This window comes from Pseudoalteromonas rubra, assembly GCF_005886805.2.
In the GTDB taxonomy this organism is placed as follows: Bacteria; Pseudomonadota; Gammaproteobacteria; order Enterobacterales; family Alteromonadaceae; genus Pseudoalteromonas; species Pseudoalteromonas rubra_D.
The window spans coordinates 4384000-4404786 of record NZ_CP045429.1 but is presented as its reverse complement, the minus strand read 5'-3'; the positions used below and the strand labels follow the sequence as shown (position 1 = coordinate 4404786).

The following is a 20787-nucleotide window of genomic DNA, read 5'->3' as shown; positions in this document are numbered from 1 at the left end:
CGAGGACTTGGCAGTGGAAAGTAAATTACCTCATGTAGGCACCAGTATTTTTTCTAAGATGACTGCGCTGGCTAATCAGCACGGTGCACTGAACTTGTCTCAGGGTTTTCCTGAATTTGATGCGCCAGAGCGCCTTAAACTGCGGTTGACTCAGCATGTACAAGCGGGGATGAACCAATACGCGCCATCACCCGGTGTGCCGGCGCTGCAGCAGCAAATAGCGGCCCTGGCAGAGCGCAAATACGGTGCGCAGATCGACGCCGAGGCGCAGGTCACAGTCACTGCCGGCGCCACAGAAGCCTTGTTTGTTGCCATTCAGACCCTGGTGCGCCCGGGTGATGAAGTGATCGTGTTTGACCCGGCCTATGACTCTTACCATCCGGCGATAGAGCTGGCAGGTGGCACCAGTGTGCACATTGCTTTGCAGGCGCCTGATTACCAGGTTGACTGGCAGCAGGTTGCGGCAGCTATCACACCTCAAACTCGCGCTATTATTGTTAACACGCCACATAATCCGAGTGCGAAAACACTCAAAGCAGCAGATATGGTAGCGCTTCAGGCCCTGGTGATTGAGCATGACCTGTATGTGATCAGCGACGAAGTTTACGAGCACATTACCTTTGATGCGCAGCCACATTTGAGTGCGTTGCGTGACCCGACGCTGGCTGCGCGTGCGATGGTGGTGGCCAGCTTTGGTAAAACCTTCCATTGTACTGGCTGGAAGCTGGGGTATTGCATCGCACCAGAGGCGCTGAGCAAGGAGTTTCGTAAGATCCATCAGTATGTAACCTTCTCCTGTTTTACGCCAGCGCAGCTGGCACTGGCAGACATGCTTAATGAAGAGCCTGAGCATGTGGATGCGTTGGCTGATTTTTATCAGCATAAGCGCGATCTGCTCATTGAGGCGCTTAAACCCGGGCGGTTTACTATTTTACCCAGCGAGGGGAGCTACTTCCTGTTGCTGGATTACAGTGCTATCTCGTCACTGGATGATGTGCGCTTTTGTGATTATCTGGTGGAAGAAGTCGGGGTAGCCGCTATTCCGCTGAGCGTATTTTATGCCGACGGCAGTACAGATAAAGTGATCCGTTTGTGTTTTGCCAAAGAAGATAACACCTTACTGGAGGCGGCGAAGCGTTTATGTCAGCTTTAACTGTCGCTCTGGTTCAGCAGGCCATTGAGTGGCTGGCTCCCCAGAATAACTTTGTTCAGCTGGAAAGGCTGTTGGATGCACAGCAGGCGCAACTCAGTGGTTGCGATCTGATCATTTTGCCAGAAACCTTTGCAACCGGTTTTGCATTGGCTGAAGCGTGTGCCGAGCCACCTGACCTGGGAGAAGCTCTGGCTTTTTTACACCAGCTGGCACAGCGCTGGCAGGCCGTCGTGGCGGGCAGTGTGTTGGTGGAGCTGGGCGAAAAGAAAGCCAACCGTTTTTACTGGTGCTGGCCGGATGGCACCGTGCGCTATTATGACAAACGCCATTTATTCTGTCTGGGTAAAGAAGGGGATTATGTGCATGCCGGACAGGAACGGGTCATTGTTGAGGTAAAGGGGTTTCGGATCTTACCCCAGGTATGCTATGACCTGCGTTTTCCGGTGTTCCAGCGTAACCGCAATGATTATGATGTGATGATCAATGTGGCTAACTGGCCTGCTGCGCGACGTCGGATCTGGGATACCTTATTGCAAGCCAGAGCAATTGAAAATCAGTGTTATGTGCTGGGCTGCAATCGTATTGGTGACGATGGCTATGGAACGGCGCACAACGGTGGCACCGCCGCTTATGACTTTACAGGCGCATTATTGGCCGGTGCCCCGGATGACGCTGCCGATGTACTCGTAGTTAGTCTGGAAAAGGCGTCACTGGAAACCTTTAAACAAGGGTTTCCTGCTCACCTTGATGCAGATGACTTCGTGTTACCCGCATTGGAAAAAGGACCGCGCGACGAATGAATTCGTCGCGCTAAGTTAAATCTGGCATACCTGCCGATACGACCTAAGATGCATTGTAGCTGTGGATGAGCAGCTCCTGCTCAGGAGGAGCCAGCGCTGATTGCTGTGGCGAGGCTATCGAAAAATAGCCAAGCAACTCACGCATTGCATTCGCCTGATCCGCCATTTGCCTGGCCGCAGCCATGGTTTCTTCCGTAATGGCTGAGTTTTCCTGAATTAAATCGGTCAGGCGTTGCACCACAATGTCTACCTCTTTGATGGACTGTTGCTGCGTGGTCGTCGACTGATTGATTTTCACTATATTCTGGCTGACATCGGCAACTGCCTGCACTATCTGGTGCAGCTTATCGCCTGAGTTATTCGCCAGTTGAGTGCCTTGTTCCACTTTTTCGTTGCTGTTAGCGATGATCTCTTTAATTTGCTTTGCAGACGCGGCACTGCGGCCCGCTAATTCACGCACTTCATTGGCAACCACGGCAAAACCCCGGCCATTCTCGCCGGCGCGGGCAGCTTCTACGGCAGCATTAAGGGCCAGTAAGTTGGTCTGGAATGCCAGCGCGTCGATCACCGACACGATTTCATTAATGTCTTTGCTGGCCCGGTTAACTTCGCCTATGGCATCAACCGTGTCCTGCGATAAGGAGCCACCTTCTTTGGCGATGGTCTCCGCGTTGCTGGCCAATTCCACAGCCGTACCGGATTGTTGTGCAACCTGAGTCAGTTCTTCCAGCATATGGCCTGTGCTTGCGCTGGCCTCTTCCAGGTTGGCTGCTTGTTCCTCAGTGCGCTGGCTGATCTCGGTGTTACTGGCGGCTATCTCGCCAGCACTCTGCGTGACTTGGCCGGCCGCATACTGGATCCCTTCAATCACTTCAGTCAACTTGGCAATGGTGGCATTCACGTCACGCTGCAGGGTTTCAAACACACCTTCATAGTGACCGTTGATCTGCTCGTTTAACTGTCCTTTAGCCAGTGCCCCGAGTACCCGGGTGACTTCATTGATGGCATCAGAGACCGTGGTTGTTGAGGTATTCACGTCTTCCTTAAGTTGCAGTAACTGACCCTGCAAGTCGGATTCTATCTGGATGGTAAAATCACCCTGGCTCATGGCTGACATCACGCTGGCCAGTTCTTCAATAACACGGCTGAGGTTATTGACCGAGTGGTTGATATCGCCTTTGAGGGTGTCCAGCTGGCCCCGCATGGGTGAGTTGATGGTGCGATCAAAGCGGCCACGGCTGATTGCCATCATCACAGATGAAATCTCACTGATGGCTTCATCAACACTGCTGACCGACACGTTTATGTGCTCTTTCAAATCACCAAGCTGCCCCTGAGCTGGTGTTGATACTTCCTGTTTAAAGTCCCCTTCGCTGACCGCAGCCATGGTATGGCCAATGTCTTCGATAATGGCGGCAAGGTTTTCGACACTGGAATTCGTGTCTTCTTTGAGCTCTTCCAGTTGACCACGCAGCGGCAATTCGAGACGCTTACTAAAATCGCCCTGGCGCAGTGCGCTCATCATCGCTGCCAGTCCATCTATGGCGCTGGCGACGCTGCTCACGGAATTGTTGACGCTTACTTTGAGTTGCTGCAGGCTACCTTGTGCTTCTACCTGTACTTGTCCCCTAAAGTGGCCTTGCTCCATGTCCGACATCACGGAGACAATTTCCGTCATGGTGGTATTGATTGAATGCATTGAGCTGTTGATGTGCTGCTTCAGGGTTGCCAGGTCGCCACACATGTCTGACTGCAACTGTTTATCAAACTGACCTTCCGACATGGCGTGGATCACCTGGCCGATGTCACTCAGTGCACTTTGCAGGCTCTGGGCACAATCATTGGTGGCGCGTTTAAGGGTATCCAGCTCGCCTTTACAGGGAGCACTGATCCGGTCATCAAAGCGACCGGCCGCCATGCGGTCCATAACTCGGTTTGTTTCCGAAATAGACAATTGCAGTGCGTCCAGTAGTGAGTTGAATGCTTGTCCACAGCGGCCAATTTCATCTTTGGTGTCAATCTTGGTGCGTAGTGCAAAGTCGCCTTCTTTTTCTACCTGACGCATGGTATTGACCAGCGCATGAACCGGACGGGTCAAGGTTCGGGCAAACCAGAATGCGGCCAGAATGATCATCAGCACACAGGCCGCCAGTACGATAAGCAGCTGAGTACGCAAAGTATTAATGGGGGCGAAGGCCTCGGCCTCATCAATTTCAGCCAGCAAGGCCCAGCGTACATTAAATACGTCTACAGATGTGTATGCTGACAACACAGGATTGCCATTGTAGTCCAGCACCACTTTTTGCCCTTGTTGCCCCTGCATGGCCAGCTTAAATGCTTCGGTATTCACTGTGCCTTTTTCAGGGTGACGGAATGAGGCGGTCACAGAGTGATGAACCGGGTCCAGATAAGAATCTGAGCGCATCAGGCCTTCCGGGCCAACCAGGTAGGTCTCGCCGCTCTCACCCAATCCTTGACGTTCAGTCATGATGGTATTCAGGGCGTCAATGGAGAGTTGGAAGATTAGTGTGGCTGATACCTGACCATCGATGACCAAAGGCGCAGCAACAAAACTTGCCGGAGCATTGTAAGAAGGCAGGTATTGCTCGTAATCAACAAAGGCCATTTCTCCTTCTTTGGTGAGCTCGCGGGCTGCCAGAAATGCCTTGGCAAGGTTACTTTGTGCATAGGGGCCGTACAGTAACGAAGTGGCAAAATCGCTCTCTTTGTAAACCGAATAGATCACATTGCCATTCAGGTTATCGACGATAAAAATATCGTAGAACTCGTAAACATCGGCAATTTTTGTGAAAAATGCGTGGTATTGGCTATGTATTTCATCATACGCATCATCAACACCGCTGCTGGTCAGGTTGACTTTTTCGCCCAGAGGGTGAGGGTTCTCGGCCAGGTAGCGAGTCTGTAAAGTGATCCCCTGAGGTGATAATTCCGAGAGCAATATTGCGGGGGGCGCAGCCTGCTCATTGAGTGATTTAAATTGGGGCGCAAACTGCTCACGGTAGAAGCGTGTCAGGCTGGTGGGGGTGGCAACTGCATCCTCAACTTCGCCATAGGCGCCCATAAAATCTGTAGCCGCCTGTTGGACATAGGGATTGACAGCCAGCGATACCAGCTTGTCCTGGACGCCATTGAAATGGCGCTCAATGGCGCTTTCTTTAATTTCGCCTACCGCGCCCAGTTGGGCATAGACTTGCCGGCTCATTGCATCGGATGATTGTATCAGCGCCATGGCGATAATGATGGCGGTGGGGATCAGGGCGACCAGTAGAAAGGCCGAGATCAATTTTTGCGTCAGGTTAAGTGACTTAAAAAAGTGGCTGAGATCAGACATGCTCCCTGCTCCTTGTATTCGCTGATATACCTGTGAGGCTGACCGATAAAACCTAGATTGACGACCTCGTTACACAGCCATCATAGCATGAGCTTGACGACAGAGTATCCTATTCAGTGACACAGTTTAGAACAGTTCTCGACAATATCCAGCACATGGATCGGGACAAAGAGATGCGTGTAAGGCCTTGTTGCCAGAAGATAAATGCTTAAATGTGGTGTTTAGTGAAAAAAAAGCAGCCTTTCGGCTGCTTTATGAATGAAATGACCAGATATTAGTGTTTCCAGTGATATTTATGTGCTTTCTCTTCCATATAAGCTTCCGTAGCCGGATGCATTGGCGTCTTGTTGCCATTTTCGAAGAACAGCGGCTGGCGCTTCACATTATAATTGCCGGTTTCATTCATGGTCGCGGCGTCATAGATTCGACCATTCAGTACTGTATAAGCGACTTTTTCTGATTCACGGATGTCGTTCAGGACGTCACCGTCGATGATCACTAAGTCGGCAAGTTTACCTTTTTCAATGGTGCCGATATCATGGTCCATTGCCAGGTATTTCGCACCGTCAATGGTACCGCTGCGCAGCGCTTCCCATGGTGTAAAGCCACCTTGTGCCATTGACCACAGTTCCCAGTGTGCACCGAGACCTTCACGCTGGCCGTGTGCGCCGATGTGCACGGTTACGCCTTTGTCGCGCAATTGCTTGGCAGATTTAGCTGCATTGATGTGGTTGTAGTGGTGCTCAGGGGCTTTTTCACGACGAACAGAGCGCGGGTTCAGAATGTAGTCCGGAACAAAGCTTGCCAGGCGTTCATTCTTCCACACATCTGTGGTGTCATAGAAATAGTCTTCCCCTTTGATACCACCGTAGGCAACGTTAAAGGTGGGTGTAAAGCCCGCTTCTGTCTGACTCCACATCTGAGTGACGTCTGAATAGATGTTCGGGATTGGCAGGGCGTGCTCAAGACCCGTGTGACCATCGATGATCATGTTCATGTTCTGCTGGAACTTAGAACCGCCTTCTGGTACTACCATGATCTCCATCTGCTTTGCTGCTTCCAGCACTTGTTGGCGGGTATCACGGCGCGGGTGGTTGTAGCTCTTAACCGTGATTGCACCGGCGTCTTTCAGACGTTTAACGTGGAACTGAGCATCTTCCAGGTTGCTGATCGGCGTTTTGTACCCAGGTGCATTACCGGCATAGAGGATCCGGCCTACGGAGTAAATACGCGGTGCTACGGTCAGGCCGGCACGTTGTAATTCAGCCATAGAGAAGACTTCATTAGAGTCATTCGATGGATCGTGAATGGTCGTCACACCAAAGCTGACATTAGACAGCTGGTTCCAGTTTTGCTCAGGTTGCAGGTTGTAGCTGCCATAGCTGCCGTGGGCGTGCGCATCGACCAGACCCGGGATCACGGTTTTACCTGTGATATCCATTACCTTGGCTTTGCTCGGGATCTCAACTTCACTGCGGGTACCGACCGCGATAATGCGGTTTTCTTCAATCAACACTACCCCATCTTCGATGATCTCCTGTTGCTCGTCGGCGTTGCGCATGGTCACGACTTTACCACCAACCAGGGCCAATATGCCTTCAGGCTTGTCGGCCTTTTTCTCAAAGCTCAGGTCGATGCCTTCGGCAGTTAAAGGTGTAGCCTCGGCTACGGCACCTTTCAAAAACGCAAAGGTATCGGTCAGCTTGCGCTGATATAAAGTCGGGCCAAAGGCCCAGGTCAGGGCACTGCTGTCCGCCTTCCAGTTCAGGAAGTCTCCTGAGTATTTAGAGACTTGTTGCACTGGGAATGATTTAGTGCCCTTGTTGATAGACAAGGTTTTACCTGTGCTGGTGAAGGGCGCAACGAAGGTGTTGAAGTTCTCGATGAAAGCAACATAGTTGCCGTCCGGAGAGACGCGATAATCAAAAATGTAGTCGCCTTTGAAGTGTGAACGTTCTTTTTCACCGCTGAGGTCGACTGATTTCAGTTCGCGATGGGTTTCATCGCTCATCACACTGAAATAGATACGGTCTTTTTCCGCACCAAAGTGTGGGTTGTCACCACGCTTAATGATGCGCTTGGCTTCGCCACCTTTGGCGCTGGTCAGATAGATGCCTGGCTCCATCGACCAGTCACCGCTGAGCAGGTAGCCACCAGTCACTTTGCGATACAGTACGTGTTTACCATCTGGCGAGAAGCTTGGGTTGATGTAGTGACCCGGGTCCTGAGTGATCACTCGGCCTTTACCCCCACTGGCTGAAACAATGCGTACGGCGCCTAAGTCCTGATCGTCCCAGCTGGTGTATACAATGTACTTACCATCACGTGAGAAGCTTGGGTAGAACTCAAAATGATCGTTTTGTTTGGTAACGCGACGTACCTTACCAGAGGCGATGTCTTTGGTGTACAGGTGGCCCAGTGCCTGGAACAGCGCGGTTTTACCGTCTGGTGAAATTTGTGACCAACGTGCCAGCTTGACCTTGAATGCATCCGGTGCCACATCAACGGCAAATTTCAGTGCCGGGGTAATCTCTTTTTCAGCAACCACGCGGGTCGGGATCACTTTGGCTTGTTTGCTTGCAATATCTACCTTATGGAAGACGCCAGCGGCCCAGAAAACCAGTGCTTTGCCATCGGGCGTGTAAGCGAATGCTGGAGTATTACCCTGAGCACCATTGGCTTCTTGCAGGTCACGGTCCAGTCCAGAGAAGATCTCTGTTTCGATACCGGATTTCAGATCTTTGATATACAAGGCGCTTTGCATCACCTCGCCATTTTCAATACGTTTCACGAACGCCAGAGATTTGCCATCTGGACTCGGCGTTGGGCGAATTGCACCGCCGGAGCCACGGATCACGGTTTCTTCTTCACCGGTGGCCAGATCCCAGGAGCGGATTTCAAACACTGAACCCAGTGCATTTTTGTTGTATTCCCAGCGTACGCCTGCAGTGGCATCGACGGAGTAATAGAGCTTCTTACCATCGGTTGAGAAAGCGGGCTCAGCGATGTTCTTCTGTGATTTTGCGCCGTGCAAACGATCTCTTACGACAACGCCTTTACCACCTGAAATATGATACATGCGGATCGAGCCACCCGGAATGGTACGGCCCGTTACCTGACCTTGTTTGACAGCAATGTACTGACCGTCAGGCGACCAGGCTGGGTTATGTAGCAGGTTGTGAGACTCATCAGAGACTTTGCGCATGTTGTCGCCATTGACGTCCATCACCCACAGGTTTTCAGCGCCTTCGCGATCTGAAATAAAGGCGATTTTGCTGCCGTCCGGCGAGAATTTAGGCTGGAAGTTCCAGGCTCTGTCGCTGGTAATGGCGGTTGCTTTGCCACCTTTAATAGGCATGACGTAAATGTCACCTAGCATATCAAAGATAATGGACTTACCGTCGGGGCTGACGTCCAGGTTACTCCAGGTCGTTTCATTGGTGTCTATGGTAATGGTTTGCTTGTCACCTGGCGGATTTAGTACATTCCACTCTTTGGTGCTCGCCTGTGATGCCTGTTCTGTGGCAGTTGCCACGCTGGGCGTGCTAAGGCCAATCATGGCCGCACCGATGGCAATGGCCAGCGATGATTTATGTAGTGTCATTTTATAAATTTCCTTCAGATTTCTTGTTATCTGGGTCGTCGGGTACCCTGTGTCGGTTAGAATGACTAAATTTTCCAATAAAGTCGACATTGCGGCGATAAAAGTACCGCTTTGTGCGTTTGGCTTTCAGCGTTTCACCTCAGCTGAGTGTTTGATGCCGTACGTACTGCAAATAGGCTTCCAGGCTTTGTTGCCACAACACCATGGCATCGGCCAGTTCCTCGTCACAGCGTTTTTTATCCAGCAGCCTGCGCTCAATTTTCTTGAGTGTCAGACCATAGCGATTGAAACCCAGTTGCAGCGCTGTGCTGGCCTGTCGGTGCAGGAGTTTGATGCACTGTTGATCGTCCTCATCCAGTAATTGCTGAATGTGGCGCAGTTTCGTGCGGGCGGACAAAACAAATTCATTGTAAATGGAAGACACTTCGTCTTCACTGAAGCCGCTCAGGGAGCCCACCGCACTCTCGTCGTACAGGGTGTCGCTGAGCTCGACGCTGATGTCAGGGGTTTGCGCCTTTTGCGAGTTGCTAATGGCCTGACGCAGTTTATCTTGTTTAATCGGCTTGCCCACAACGTCACGAATCCCCAGTGCCAGGTACTCTTTAACCTCTTCGGGGCTCAGGCTTGCGGTAAAGGCTAAAAATGGGGTGCGGCGATTTTTATGCTCAATGTTCTTAAGCCGTTTGAGCACCTCCTGACCCGTTAAGTCTGGCAAGTTCATATCCAGCAGAACAACATCAAAGGCATGCTCCGTAAGTTGTTCTATGGCACTTTGGCCATCGTTGGCCAGCTTAATTCGGTGCTCATCAATGGCCATAAATTCGATGGCTATTTTACGGTTCAGGTCGAGATCTTCCACCAAGAGAACATCCAGGCCGGTCGCGTAGTCGACATTGTGATGGCGCTTTTCGACCAGGCTGAGCTCGCCGACCGTTAAGGTGAGATCAAAGCTGAAGGAGCTGCCTTTATCCAGTTCACTGATGATCTCGAGCTGACTGCCCATTTTATCCAGCAGGCGTGCTGTGATAGCTAATCCAAGTCCGGTGCCGCCTTTGGTTTTACCCGCGCTGCTCTGGACATATGGCTCGGTCAGTTTTTCGATGTCCTCTTCTTCAATGCCCGGACCGGTGTCTATCACGCTAAAACGCACCCGGTGTTCCATATTGCCTTCTTTGATCAGCTCGACACAGACCTTTACTTCGCCTTGATCGGTAAATTTAATGGCGTTGCCAACCAAGTTCAGCAGGATTTGACGCAGCTTTTGCTGGTCGCAGTAGTAGCAAACCTGCTCGGGCATGTCGTACACCAGGGTAAAGGTCAGCCCGCGTTGCTCAGCCATGGGTGTCATCAGCAGGCACAGGTTGTTTAGCCAACTCTTGAATTCAATGTCCTCGGCGGCCAGCACTTCGTCACTTTGTTCCAGACTGGCATAGTCGAGCACTTTATCGATCAGTAGGTTGAGTGATTCAGCGGAGTTAATAATGGCTTCGCAGTAGGCTTTACTGGCCTGATCCCCAATGCGGTTCAGTACCAGTTGCGCACTGCCCAGGATGCCGTTGAGCGGGGTACGGATCTCATGGCTGACGGTGGACAAGAACAGCCCCCGGATCTCAAGGTCTTGTTGTGCTTTTTCTGTCAATCGGTTGAGGTTATGTTCGCGACGCTCATTACATAAAATTGCCATGCCAGTGGCATAGAAAATAGGTGCCAGCACGCCGTTGAAAAAGAGTGTAATGGTGAACCAGGGACTGTCCAGCAGGTTACCATGGTGGATCTCCCCCATGAGTAAAGTTCGGCCAGTAAACACACACAGAATAAAGCTCAGTACGATGAGATAGACAATACTGCCGTTGGGATACAGAGGATGGGCATAGCGGATAAAGTAGTACAGTAACAGCAGGGCCTCGGCGATATGCTGAAGATCGGAGATGAGAATACGCTGTCTGAGGCCCGGCGCTACAGCACTGAAATAAACAAGGGCACAAAATAAAACCCCTGTGACTATCAGATAAAACTGAAAGGCTTTATCTCGGACCCCGAGAAACTGGCTGATCGCCCAGCAATGCAGCACGGATGCCGCAAATAACAGACCGTTTGCAATGCCTATGGTCTGCCACTGCTGGAAGTGGCTGTGTAGCGCAAAGCCGATAATGCCGGCAAACAATACCATAGGGTAAAAAATGTATAACACAGTGCCGGGGGTGTCTTTATTAGCCCGCCATGTTAGATAATTTAGAAGGGTCATCATCGCCGTCATGACGACGCTGGTGACATACAGAGTTTTGGGATCCAGCATGGTGTGCCCTAGCAATCAATCGACTTTGCTAGCATAAAAGCAAGTGAGATATCAGTAAAGCGGTAGACAGTGTCGGGGTTGACCCGACACTGGATACAGTAGAGAAGGCGGTTAGCGGATCTCGTCTGGGATATTTTGTTGCGCCCAGGACAATAATTCGATTCGATTCCGGCATTTCGTTTTTCTGAATGCACTATACAAGTGCGTCTTCACCGTATGTGGGCTGATGTTCAGATCTTCGGCAATCTCTTTGTTCTTTGACCCTTTACTCATCAGGGTAATAATGGCTTTTTCACGTTTTGTGAGTTTAACCGGCTCAATATCCCCTTCGGTCAGTTTGTGTAGCGCATCTTTATTAAACTGCAACATACGGTTTAATGCATTACACATAATTTCGCGACGATACCAGAGCTGATCTTCCATCAGCAGGCGAATACCTTTCATCAGCACATCCGCATTATCTGTGGTGTAGAAGACACCACGGATACCGCTGAGCAATGCGCGATTGGCCAGCTCAGGGTTCTCATCCAGGTTAAACAGGACAATGTCACAACTGACTTTCAGGTTAACCAGCTGTTCTTTCAACTGACCCCAGGCGTCATTGACGGCTGTTTCGATGAAGAGCAAACGAGTGTTCTCTGGTACATCTGAAATATCGGTCCCAGTGATTACGTCCAACCCCTGAGTTTTCAGCAATGGTTGTAATACATTGACGCCTATGGTGTTAATAGGCTCTTTGTCTAGCAATAAAAATGCAGTACTGCTCATGTGGAAAACACTCTCATTCTGTCTGATTACGCAATGCTATCACGTGATTCAGGCCTTTTGTATTAGAAATCACATCAATAAATAGATTGTTCTGCTATATATTGTGGCATTTCTGATCTTGTTGTCGAATTAAAGCCTTAGCGAAATAACTAAGGCTATGAAATTTATAATTTTAATTTTTTATTTGCTAATATGTTAGTAAATTACATTCATTAACAAAGAATAATTTAGCCTAGTACTTTTTTCTTATCCTGGTATGGGGGCCAGCCCATTTCTTTCCCGGCAAGCACGTGTAAATGAATGTGGTAAACGGTCTGACCGCCATCGTTGTTGCAATTCATGACTGCGCGATATCCGTTTTCTGCAAAACCATGCTCTTTGGCAAGTTTAGCTGCTACCAGATATAAGTGCCCAACCAGGTGTGCATTTTCTTCATTAATGTCATTCATGGTGGCGATGGGGGTTTTTGGGATCACCAGAACATGAAAGGGCGCTTGTGGGTTAATGTCCTTAAATGCCAGGGCCAGATCATCTTCAAACAGGATATCGGCGGGAATTTCCCGATTAATTATCTTGGTAAAAATTGTTTCTTGGCTCATTATTTTTCCTTGTAGACGATAGTTTAGCTGATCAGCATAGCGTGCAAAGAGTAAGATACAAGCGAAAAGTGTTGTTCAGAGTTTGGTCACCTGAAAACCGAATACCCATACCAGTGGAGCGGGTATGTTGGCCTTAACTGAGCGCTTGAATTCTCTGTGGCTATTTTGGGTTCAAAGCTAAGTGTCAGCCACATTAACAACAAAATAAAGAGGAATTATGAAGAAAAAACGCATTTTTTACTTTCTGTTACTCAGCCTGCTGAGTGGTCGAGCAGTGGCAGCGCAATTATCTTTTCCAGAAGAGTTGTTACCGCTACAGGTCGGGCAACAGGAAATAGAGCATTCCTTCTTTAATAAAGTGCGGGATCTGACGCTCGGCGCGGGCACGCACCAGGTAAAAGTCAAGTATACGGACTTGTACGAGATTGGGTATGACGATCATGAAGTGATTGAATCAAAACCATTTTGGGTGAGTGTTGAGGTCGAGGAGCTGGGTGGCTATCAGGTTGGGTTTGATCGGGCCGACACACTAAAAGCGGCTAAGCAGTTTGCAAAGCAGCCCAGACTCTGGCTGAAGGCCCCTGATGGCACACGCACACCGATAAAGGCGCTTGCACATCAACTGCAGGTGCGGGCCGTACCAACCACCGAACCTATGCCAGAGGCGGCACCAGTGAAACCGCAATTTTCAGACTCTTTGCCGGTAGAGCCGCCCGTGGCACCTCAGGCTGGAAAGCCTGATGCCGCAGCAATGCTGGACTTTTGGTGGCAACAAGCCAGCCCGGCGCAGCGCGCGGCGTTTTTAGAAAAAGTACAGCCCCGGTGAGGCTGCACTTTTATTGGCTGCGATACTAACTAGTTCGCAAAGATAGCGTCAATGGTGCCCTGGGCTAATGGGTGGTAACCCGGACGGGCTTTCTGATACACCTGATAGGCCCAGTCACGTTTACCATTAGCAACGAGTGATTTGTACAGGCGAACAATCAGCTTGCGACGGCCAATACCGCTGAGGTGTTTGTCGAGTGCCGGGTAGATGGCCTCATAGCCGTTGCCAACTGCGAGCATGAACCAGGCAAACGCCAATTCCGCGTTGGTTGAGTCAGTTAACCCAAACGCCTGGTCCAGCGCGACCATTTTATTCTCGGCCAGATCGCGTGGCAGATTATTGATAAAGTGCAGCCACTCATGCACTGTCCAGCTCGCGGTGGGTATGCTGTCTAATGTGCTGTTGCCTTCTAACCAGGCTTTAGTAGCAGCATCGACTTTGTCAAACGCATCAGAAGTGGGGTTAGGTGCATCTGCAGGCAAGCCTGGCGCGTGGATCCACTCATTGACCTTATCCATGCTGACAATGCCAGGGTGTTTGTTGATGAGGTGTTTCTCTATGTATTGAACAAACTCGGCTGTGGTCAGCGATTTGAACGCATACGCATCAAAATATCCTTTCACAAAGGCATCAAACACCTTTCGGCCAAACTTTTCCTCTAAATAGATAAGGAAGAGCTGCCCTTTGGTGTACGGAATAGAGCTGAATGCGTCGTCTGGATCGCGACCATTCAGGCGCAGATTCAGGCGGGTGTCAGGTGCTGGTAGTTCTTTGACGACGTTACGCAACCGGGCGGAATCCAATGCCTGTTCCATGACCGCACGCTCGCGACCAAAGACTTCTTCCATAATGCGGTTTTCTACATAGGAGGTAAAACCCTCATTCAGCCATAAGTCTTCCCAGGTGGCGTTAGTAACCAGGTTGCCTGACCAGGAGTGTGCCAGTTCATGGGCGATGAGGTTAACCAGGCTTTTATCACCAGCGACGACGGTTGGGGTAATAAAAGATAAACGTGGGTTTTCCATGCCACCGAACGGAAAGCTGGGCGGTAGCATCAATAAGTCATAGCGTCCCCAGGCATACTCCCCATACATGACATTGGTTTTGTCGATCATGGCCTGGGTATCATTAAATTCAGCGACAGACGCATCCAGGATCTGCGGCTCGGCGAAGATAGCGGTTTGGTGCGACATCTCTTTGTATTCAAGGTTACCTGCGCCAATCGCTATCAGATAAGGCGGAATGGCTTGTGGCATATCAAACCAATAGTCACCGTCTTTGATTAACGCACCGCTGTTGTCGGCACTCATAACCGCACGCACGTCTTCAGGGGTGTTAACACGGGCAGAATAGGTAACGCGCATCGCTGGCGTATCCTGGACGGGGATCCAGCTGCGTGCATGGATAGCCTGAGACTGGCTGTACATAAAAGGATGGGACTTGCTGGCGGTTTGCTCTGGTGTCAGCCACTGCAAACCAGATGCCTGCGGTAAGCTGTTATAGTAAATACGGGCTTTTTTTGCTTGCTGTTTGAAGCGAATGGTCAGCTTAGACCCTTTTACATCATCGCGTTTTGCAAGTGTGAAAGCCGCTGGGTACCATTTGCCGTTGCTGCCCTGATACATCACCTTATCGATTTCAAGGTCACGCGTGTCCAGCACTAGGGTTCTGGCTTGCTTGTTTTGCCATGCCAGTGTGTGTTCAACAAAACCTTCCAGCTGTTTGTCTGCAAAGTCGACATCCAGATCGAGGTGAAGGTGTGTACTGATCACGTCGTTGAGGTTGGCATAGGTGTGTTCGTCCACCGCCTGAGCACTCAGCGCGGTGTGTGACAGGCCTGCTAAGGCAAGACCAAAGGTTAGGGCAGAAAGTTTCATTATTATCCTTGCTCATGATGTGAGTAGAGCCGTTGTTATACCACTTAAGTGCCAAAATGACACCTTGATGCGTCAGAGCTTCGGATAGGCTACACTAGCGGCAATTTTGCATTTGTTACAGGGGTCGGGCGTGCCGTCTTTGCAGTCATTACATACATTTTCGTTACCGGCATCATGTCGTACCTTACTGCGTATCACCGATCCGGCGCAGCTTTACGACCACGATTTTTGTACGCCGTTTTATATTTTGGGTGAAGGCAGCAACAGTGTGTTTCTCGCAGATTATGAGGGCACCGTGATCCAGATGGCAAATTTGGGTGTGGAGGTAGAGGAGCAGGCCGAACACTATGTTGTGCGTGCGGCCGCTGGCGAATCCTGGCACGCACTGGTGATGCATTTATTGACACGCAACATTGGTGGGCTGGAGAACCTAGCGCTGATCCCGGGTACTGTGGGCGCGGCTCCGATCCAGAATATTGGTGCTTATGGGGTGGAGCTGGCAGATCTATTATATCAGGTACGCGGATTTGATATAGCCAGTCGGGCTCTGAAAACACTGGATAAAGCGGCATGTCAGCTTGGCTATCGAGACTCTGTCTTTAAACACGCCCTGAAAGACTGTTTTATAGTCACTGAAGTGACGTTGCATTTACCCAAGCCATGGCAACCTGTGTTGCACTATGGGCCGTTACAGGCATTACGCAATGAGACGGTGACACCTGAGATAGTCGCAAAGCAAGTGATGGCAATCCGGCGCAGTAAGTTGCCCGACCCGCAGACGCTGGCAAACGCTGGAAGCTTTTTTAAAAACCCAGTAATTGACAAATCGCAAGCTCAAGCCCTGGCGCAAAGCTACCCTGATTTACCCCTTTATCCGGTAGACGCAAAGCGCTGCAAACTGGCCGCTGGCTGGCTGATTGAACACGCCGGGTTAAAAGGCTATCAACAGGGGGGCGTCAGAGTATATGAGCGCCAGGCTCTGGTGTTGGTAAACGAAGGGAACAGCAGTGGTGAGGATCTCAAAGCAGTGATCAGCCATATTCAACAGATGATATTCAACAAGTTTGGCATTGTGCTGGAGCATGAAGTCAGGCTGATAGGCCATCAAGGTGAAATTACAATACAGGAAGCGCACTATGGTTAAAGCACCAGATGGTAATAAGTTGGCTATTTTACATGCCCTGAAGTGCGGTGAATTTGTATCGGGACAGGCATTGGGCGAGCAGCTGGGGATCAGCCGCGCGGCGGTGTCTAAGCATATTAAGTCTTTGCAGCAAATGGGCATTGATATCTTTAAGGTGACGGGCAAAGGCTATCGGCTCAATAATAGCCTGCCTTTATTAGAGGAAGCCGAGATCCGTCAGAGCTGGGAGCAGCTCAGCGACACGCCATGTCAGATAGAAGTGCATTCAATTATTGACTCAACCAATAGCGAGCTGATGCGCCGTATTCAGGCTAAGCAGCCAATTCCACGTGGGCAAGTGCTGGTTGCGGAAATGCAGCAGGCAGGGCGCGGCAGGCGAGGACGTCAGTGGCAGTCTCCGTTTGGTGCCAATCTCTACTATAGCTGCTACTGGCAATTGGAAGAGGGGATGCAGGCTGCCATGGGGTTATCAATAGCCGTCGGACTGGCGGTATATGATGCGCTCAAGGCGTTATTTGATCTGGAGGTACAACTGAAATGGCCGAATGATGTCTATCTGAATGAACAGAAACTGGCGGGTATTTTGGTCGAGTTGGACGGTCAGGTTGAAGGCCCTTGTCATCTGGTGATTGGTATCGGTCTGAATGTGGCGATGCCAGACAGTGCTGCCGGGGCGATAGATCAGGCCTGGACAGATCTGAGCCAGCACGTCAGTGCGGTAAATAAAAATCAGCTGGTGGCCGTGCTGACTTTGTGTTTGCAAAAGCGCCTGGAGATTTATCAGCGTCATGGGCTGAGTGTAATGAGTGAGCAGTGGAACGCATTGAACGTATATCGCCAGCAGGCAGTGACACTGACTACCGGGCAGAGACAATGGCGGGGTATTTGTGAAGGCATCGATCAGCAAGGTGGGTTGGTGCTGCGTCAGGATGGTGAGCTGAAGACCTATTATGGGGGAGAAATTTCTGTGCGTAAGGAGTTGTCATGAAGCTGTTAGTTGATGTGGGTAACACGGCACTGAAAACTGCGACTCTGACAGGAGAGACGATCACCCTGGTTGATGAGACGGATATTCCCTGGTCAGAGATAGAGGAAGTGCTGATCGCTCAGGTTGGTAAAGGCGAGTTGGTGGCGCCATTGATAGAACGCGCGCAGCAATTGGCTATCCCTCATTATTATGCGACTGTGAACGCGACATTGGGTGAACTGCGGTGCGCTTATCCGCAATTTGAAAATCTGGGTATAGATAGGTGGCTGACCGTGGTGGCTTGCTATCACCTTTATCCACAGCAGTACTGTGTGATACTGGATTGTGGGACCGCCAGTAAAATTGACGTGTTAAATAGTGAAGGGCAGCACTTAGGGGGTTGGATCTTACCGGGTCTGGATATGATGCTCAGTAGTTTGGTTGCAAACACTCAGAAAGTATTCAGTGACGATACCAGCTTATTTTTGCCAGAGCTCGGCAAGAACACACCAAATGCGATAAAAAATGGGGCCTTGGTTGCGACGCTTGGTGCTTTGGAGTTTTACCTGAGCAAGTCGAACGAGGATCCTGTGATTGTATGCGCCGGTGGATACGGCGAATTAATGCAACAACACTTGGTCCGCCCCAGTACATATAACGATATTTTGGTCCTGCAAGGTTTGATGTACTGGCGTAAATATCAGCAGTTTGCATAATAATTTGCCTGCAATACAAGTTTTTGCTGTAAATGTGACCATTTAAACAATTATCTGTGATTTTTTTTGATTTGGGTGTTGCATAGTCCCGGCCATTCCTCTAATATCTCGCCCCGTACTAAAGCAGTGCCGACTTAGCTCAGTTGGTAGAGCAACTGACTTGTAATCAGTAGGTCATCCGTTCGACTCGGATAGTCGGCACCAGTTTTTGAATAGCAACGCTTTAGACAAGAATTTTTTGACGTGGAGGGGTTCCCGAGCGGCCAAAGGGATCAGACTGTAAATCTGACGGCACTGCCTTCGCTGGTTCGAATCCAGCCCCCTCCACCACTTTATTCTTGACGGTTAGAGGTAGTTAAGAACAGGTTCCTAAAGCGGGCATCGTATAATGGCTATTACCTCAGCCTTCCAAGCTGATGATGCGGGTTCGATTCCCGCTGCCCGCTCCAGTTTTCTGGTGTGCTGATATAGCTCAGTTGGTAGAGCGCACCCTTGGTAAGGGTGAGGTCGGCAGTTCAAATCTGCCTATCAGCACCAGTCTTCGGATCTTCCTAAATACTTCCTTTGATTTGTCATAAAAACATTTATAATTGTACTGAATAATTCTAATCTGCCGCCGTTGTGGCGTGTGGATTATTTTTATATGTAATCTAGATACACAAAACTTATAGGTTCCGTCATGGCAAAAGAAAAGTTTGAACGTTCGAAACCGCACGTTAACGTTGGTACTATCGGCCACGTTGACCACGGTAAAACTACCCTAACTGCAGCAATCACTAACGTACTTGCAAAAGTATACGGTGGTGAAGCGAAAGACTTCGCATCAATCGATAACGCTCCAGAAGAGCGTGAGCGTGGTATCACAATCTCAACTTCACACGTTGAGTATGACACTCCAACTCGCCACTACGCGCACGTTGACTGTCCTGGACACGCTGACTACGTTAAAAACATGATCACTGGTGCTGCTCAGATGGACGGCGCGATCCTGGTAGTTGCTGCAACTGACGGTCCTATGCCTCAAACTCGTGAGCACATCCTACTTTCTCGTCAGGTTGGTGTACCTTACATCATCGTATTCATGAACAAATGTGACATGGTTGACGACGAAGAGCTTCTAGAGCTAGTAGAGATGGAAGTTCGTGAACTTCTTTCTGAGTACGACTTCCCAGGTGATGACCTGCCTCTAATCCAGGGTTCAGCTCTTAAAGCGCTAGAAGGCGAGAAAGAGTGGGAAGACAAGATCGTTGAGCTTGCAGAAGCACTAGATTCTTACATCCCAGAGCCAGAGCGTGACATCGATAAGCCGTTCATCATGCCTATCGAAGACGTATTCTCAATCCAGGGTCGTGGTACTGTTGTAACTGGCCGTGTTGAAGCTGGTATCATCAACGTGAACGACGAAGTTGAAATCGTAGGTATCAAAGAAACTACGAAGACAACTTGTACAGGTGTTGAAATGTTCCGTAAGCTGCTTGACGAAGGTCGTGCAGGTGAGAACATCGGTGCCCTTCTACGTGGTACTAAGCGTGATGAAGTTGAGCGTGGTCAGGTTCTTTGTAAGCCTGGTTCAATCAACCCACACACTAAGTTCACTTCAGAAGTATACGTACTGTCTAAAGATGAAGGTGGCCGTCATACTCCATTCTTCAAAGGCTACCGTCCACAGTTCTACTTCCGTACAACTGACGTAACTGGTAACGTTGAGCTTCCAGAAGGCGTAGAAATGGTAATGCCTGGTGACAACATCAAGATGACTGTTGAGCTAATCGTTCCAATCGCGATGGACGAAGGTCTACGTTTCGCGATCCGTGAAGGTGGCCGTACAGTAGGTGCTGGTGTTGTTGCAACTATCGTTGAGTAATCAACAGTAGTGATGCAATAAGCATTGTGAAAAAGGCCATTCTCTAATAAAGAGCGTGGCCTTTTTTAATGCCTGAGTGAAAGCCATCATGTGAAGGTGGCGCCTTCCACAGGGTAATGTAGGTGCTTGTAGCTACAATCGTAGAATAATCTACAGATTGCAGTAACACTTTGAAAAAGGTCGCTTAGGCGGCCTTTTTTAATGCCTGAAATATAGCGATGGAAAATGCGGTGTGGAAGTACATCCTTGTAGCGACGCCCATCGCGCATCCGTGCGCTCACCTCCTCGTGCTGCGAAGCGGTGCTTCGTTCACTCGTCGCCCTTGCGCAAAGGAAATGCCAGTGCAAGCACTGTGTCATTAGCCCTTTGCACGATAGGTGGCATTCTCTACAAGGTAATGTTGGTGCTAGTTGCAACTATCGTTGAGTAATATCGACTTTAGTTAATGCAATAAGCATTGTAAAAAAGGTCATTCTCTAATAAAGAGCGTGGCCTTTTTTAATGCCTGAGATATGAGGAAAGTAGTGTGTCTGGTTAAACTGGCTCACTTCACCTTGCGCAAAGGAAATGCCAGTGCAAGCACTGTGTCATTATCCTTTGCACGATAGGTGGCACTCTCTAAAGGGTAATGTAGGTGCTAGTTGCAACTATCGTTGAGTAATCAACAGTAGTGATGCAATAAGCATTGTGAAAAAGGCCATTCTCTAATAAAGAGCGTGGCCTTTTTTAATGCCTGAGTGAAAGCCATCATGTGAAGGTGGCGCCTTCCACAGGGTAATGTAGGTGCTTGTAGCTACAATCGTAGAATAATCTACAGATTG

The 20787-nt window shown here is 49.8% G+C and carries 13 protein-coding genes and 4 tRNA genes; 11 read left to right on the top strand and 6 right to left on the bottom strand.

Annotated elements, in window-relative coordinates; translation table 11 throughout:
• Positions 1 to 58 precede the first annotated feature (58 nt).
• The gene (locus CWC22_RS18850) at positions 59 to 1153 is read left to right on the top strand and encodes a methionine aminotransferase (protein ID WP_230090660.1); all 1095 of its coding nucleotides are present in this window, start codon (positions 59 to 61) and stop codon (positions 1151 to 1153) included.
• Positions 1141 to 1953: an amidohydrolase gene (locus tag CWC22_RS18845; protein WP_138538036.1), complete on the top strand. Its 813-nt coding sequence runs from the start codon at positions 1141 to 1143 to the stop codon at positions 1951 to 1953. Before CWC22_RS18850 ends, CWC22_RS18845 begins: the two co-directional genes overlap by 13 nt.
• Before the next feature lie 43 nt (positions 1954 to 1996).
• Here CWC22_RS18845 and CWC22_RS18840 read toward each other — a convergent pair whose 3' ends face one another.
• From CWC22_RS18840 to CWC22_RS18820, 5 genes are all read right to left on the bottom strand, one after another.
• Positions 1997 to 5305, bottom strand: coding sequence for a methyl-accepting chemotaxis protein (locus CWC22_RS18840; RefSeq protein WP_138538035.1), 3309 nt, complete (start codon positions 5303 to 5305; stop codon positions 1997 to 1999).
• 274 nt (positions 5306 to 5579) lie between these two features.
• Positions 5580 to 8909 carry an amidohydrolase family protein gene (locus tag CWC22_RS18835; protein WP_138538034.1) on the bottom strand — a complete coding sequence of 1110 codons (3330 nt, stop codon included), beginning with the start codon at positions 8907 to 8909 and terminating at the stop codon, positions 5580 to 5582.
• A 139-nt stretch (positions 8910 to 9048) separates the two neighbouring features.
• A complete protein-coding gene (locus CWC22_RS18830) occupies positions 9049 to 11205 on the bottom strand; it encodes an ATP-binding protein (protein WP_010385030.1) in 2157 nt (718 codons plus the stop codon).
• Positions 11206 to 11316: 111 nt separating this feature from the next.
• Entirely contained in the window at positions 11317 to 11973 is a 657-nt protein-coding gene (locus CWC22_RS18825) for a helix-turn-helix transcriptional regulator (RefSeq protein ID WP_010385031.1), read from the bottom strand.
• Between the two features lie 227 nt (positions 11974 to 12200).
• On the bottom strand, positions 12201 to 12572 hold the full coding sequence (locus tag CWC22_RS18820; protein ID WP_010385032.1) for a histidine triad nucleotide-binding protein: 372 nt from the start codon (positions 12570 to 12572) through the stop codon (positions 12201 to 12203).
• Between the two features lie 217 nt (positions 12573 to 12789).
• Between CWC22_RS18820 and CWC22_RS18815 the strand changes: the two genes are divergently transcribed.
• Entirely contained in the window at positions 12790 to 13398 is a 609-nt protein-coding gene (locus CWC22_RS18815) for a DUF2057 domain-containing protein (protein WP_138538033.1), read from the top strand.
• 29 nt (positions 13399 to 13427) lie between these two features.
• On the opposite strand, the gene CWC22_RS18810 is transcribed toward CWC22_RS18815, so the two are convergent.
• A complete protein-coding gene (locus CWC22_RS18810) occupies positions 13428 to 15275 on the bottom strand; it encodes a M1 family metallopeptidase (protein ID WP_138538032.1) in 1848 nt (615 codons plus the stop codon).
• Between the two features lie 130 nt (positions 15276 to 15405).
• Here CWC22_RS18810 and murB point away from each other — a divergent pair, with 130 nt between their 5' ends.
• The 8 genes from murB (at position 15406) to tuf (ending at position 19966) form a co-directional block, all read left to right on the top strand.
• A complete protein-coding gene (gene murB, locus CWC22_RS18805) occupies positions 15406 to 16419 on the top strand; it encodes a UDP-N-acetylmuramate dehydrogenase (RefSeq protein ID WP_138538124.1) in 1014 nt (337 codons plus the stop codon).
• Positions 16412 to 17407: a bifunctional biotin--[acetyl-CoA-carboxylase] ligase/biotin operon repressor BirA gene (gene birA / locus CWC22_RS18800; protein WP_138538031.1), complete on the top strand. Its 996-nt coding sequence runs from the start codon at positions 16412 to 16414 to the stop codon at positions 17405 to 17407. Before murB ends, birA begins: the two co-directional genes overlap by 8 nt.
• Positions 17404 to 18102: a type III pantothenate kinase gene (locus CWC22_RS18795; protein WP_138538030.1), complete on the top strand. Its 699-nt coding sequence runs from the start codon at positions 17404 to 17406 to the stop codon at positions 18100 to 18102. The genes birA and CWC22_RS18795 overlap by 4 nt, the downstream gene beginning before the upstream one ends.
• 128 nt (positions 18103 to 18230) lie before the next feature.
• Positions 18231 to 18306, top strand: a tRNA-Thr gene (locus CWC22_RS18790).
• Positions 18307 to 18347: 41 nt separating this feature from the next.
• Positions 18348 to 18432 (top strand) — tRNA-Tyr (locus CWC22_RS18785).
• Between the two features lie 44 nt (positions 18433 to 18476).
• Positions 18477 to 18551 (top strand) — tRNA-Gly (locus CWC22_RS18780).
• 12 nt (positions 18552 to 18563) lie between these two features.
• Positions 18564 to 18639: transfer RNA gene (locus CWC22_RS18775), tRNA-Thr, on the top strand.
• Positions 18640 to 18781: 142 nt separating this feature from the next.
• The gene (tuf, locus tag CWC22_RS18770; RefSeq protein ID WP_010387468.1) at positions 18782 to 19966 is read left to right on the top strand and encodes an elongation factor Tu; all 1185 of its coding nucleotides are present in this window, start codon (positions 18782 to 18784) and stop codon (positions 19964 to 19966) included.
• Positions 19967 to 20787: the final 821 nt, after the last annotated feature.

What these genes read in the sequence shown, in the direction of transcription:
- CWC22_RS18830 (WP_010385030.1), bottom strand. Translation starts at nt 11,205, where the DNA reads ATGCTGGATCCCAAAACTCTGTATGTCACCAGCGTCGTCATGACGGCG.
- tuf (WP_010387468.1), top strand. Translation starts at nt 18,782, where the DNA reads ATGGCAAAAGAAAAGTTTGAACGTTCGAAACCGCACGTTAACGTTGGT.
- CWC22_RS18845 (WP_138538036.1), top strand. Translation starts at nt 1,141, where the DNA reads ATGTCAGCTTTAACTGTCGCTCTGGTTCAGCAGGCCATTGAGTGGCTG.
- CWC22_RS18825 (WP_010385031.1), bottom strand. Translation starts at nt 11,973, where the DNA reads ATGAGCAGTACTGCATTTTTATTGCTAGACAAAGAGCCTATTAACACC.
- CWC22_RS18850 (WP_230090660.1), top strand. Translation starts at nt 59, where the DNA reads ATGACTGCGCTGGCTAATCAGCACGGTGCACTGAACTTGTCTCAGGGT.
- CWC22_RS18810 (WP_138538032.1), bottom strand. Translation starts at nt 15,275, where the DNA reads ATGAAACTTTCTGCCCTAACCTTTGGTCTTGCCTTAGCAGGCCTGTCA.
- CWC22_RS18820 (WP_010385032.1), bottom strand. Translation starts at nt 12,572, where the DNA reads ATGAGCCAAGAAACAATTTTTACCAAGATAATTAATCGGGAAATTCCC.
- CWC22_RS18835 (WP_138538034.1), bottom strand. Translation starts at nt 8,909, where the DNA reads ATGACACTACATAAATCATCGCTGGCCATTGCCATCGGTGCGGCCATG.
- birA (WP_138538031.1), top strand. Translation starts at nt 16,412, where the DNA reads ATGGTTAAAGCACCAGATGGTAATAAGTTGGCTATTTTACATGCCCTG.
- CWC22_RS18815 (WP_138538033.1), top strand. Translation starts at nt 12,790, where the DNA reads ATGAAGAAAAAACGCATTTTTTACTTTCTGTTACTCAGCCTGCTGAGT.
- CWC22_RS18795 (WP_138538030.1), top strand. Translation starts at nt 17,404, where the DNA reads ATGAAGCTGTTAGTTGATGTGGGTAACACGGCACTGAAAACTGCGACT.
- CWC22_RS18840 (WP_138538035.1), bottom strand. Translation starts at nt 5,305, where the DNA reads ATGTCTGATCTCAGCCACTTTTTTAAGTCACTTAACCTGACGCAAAAA.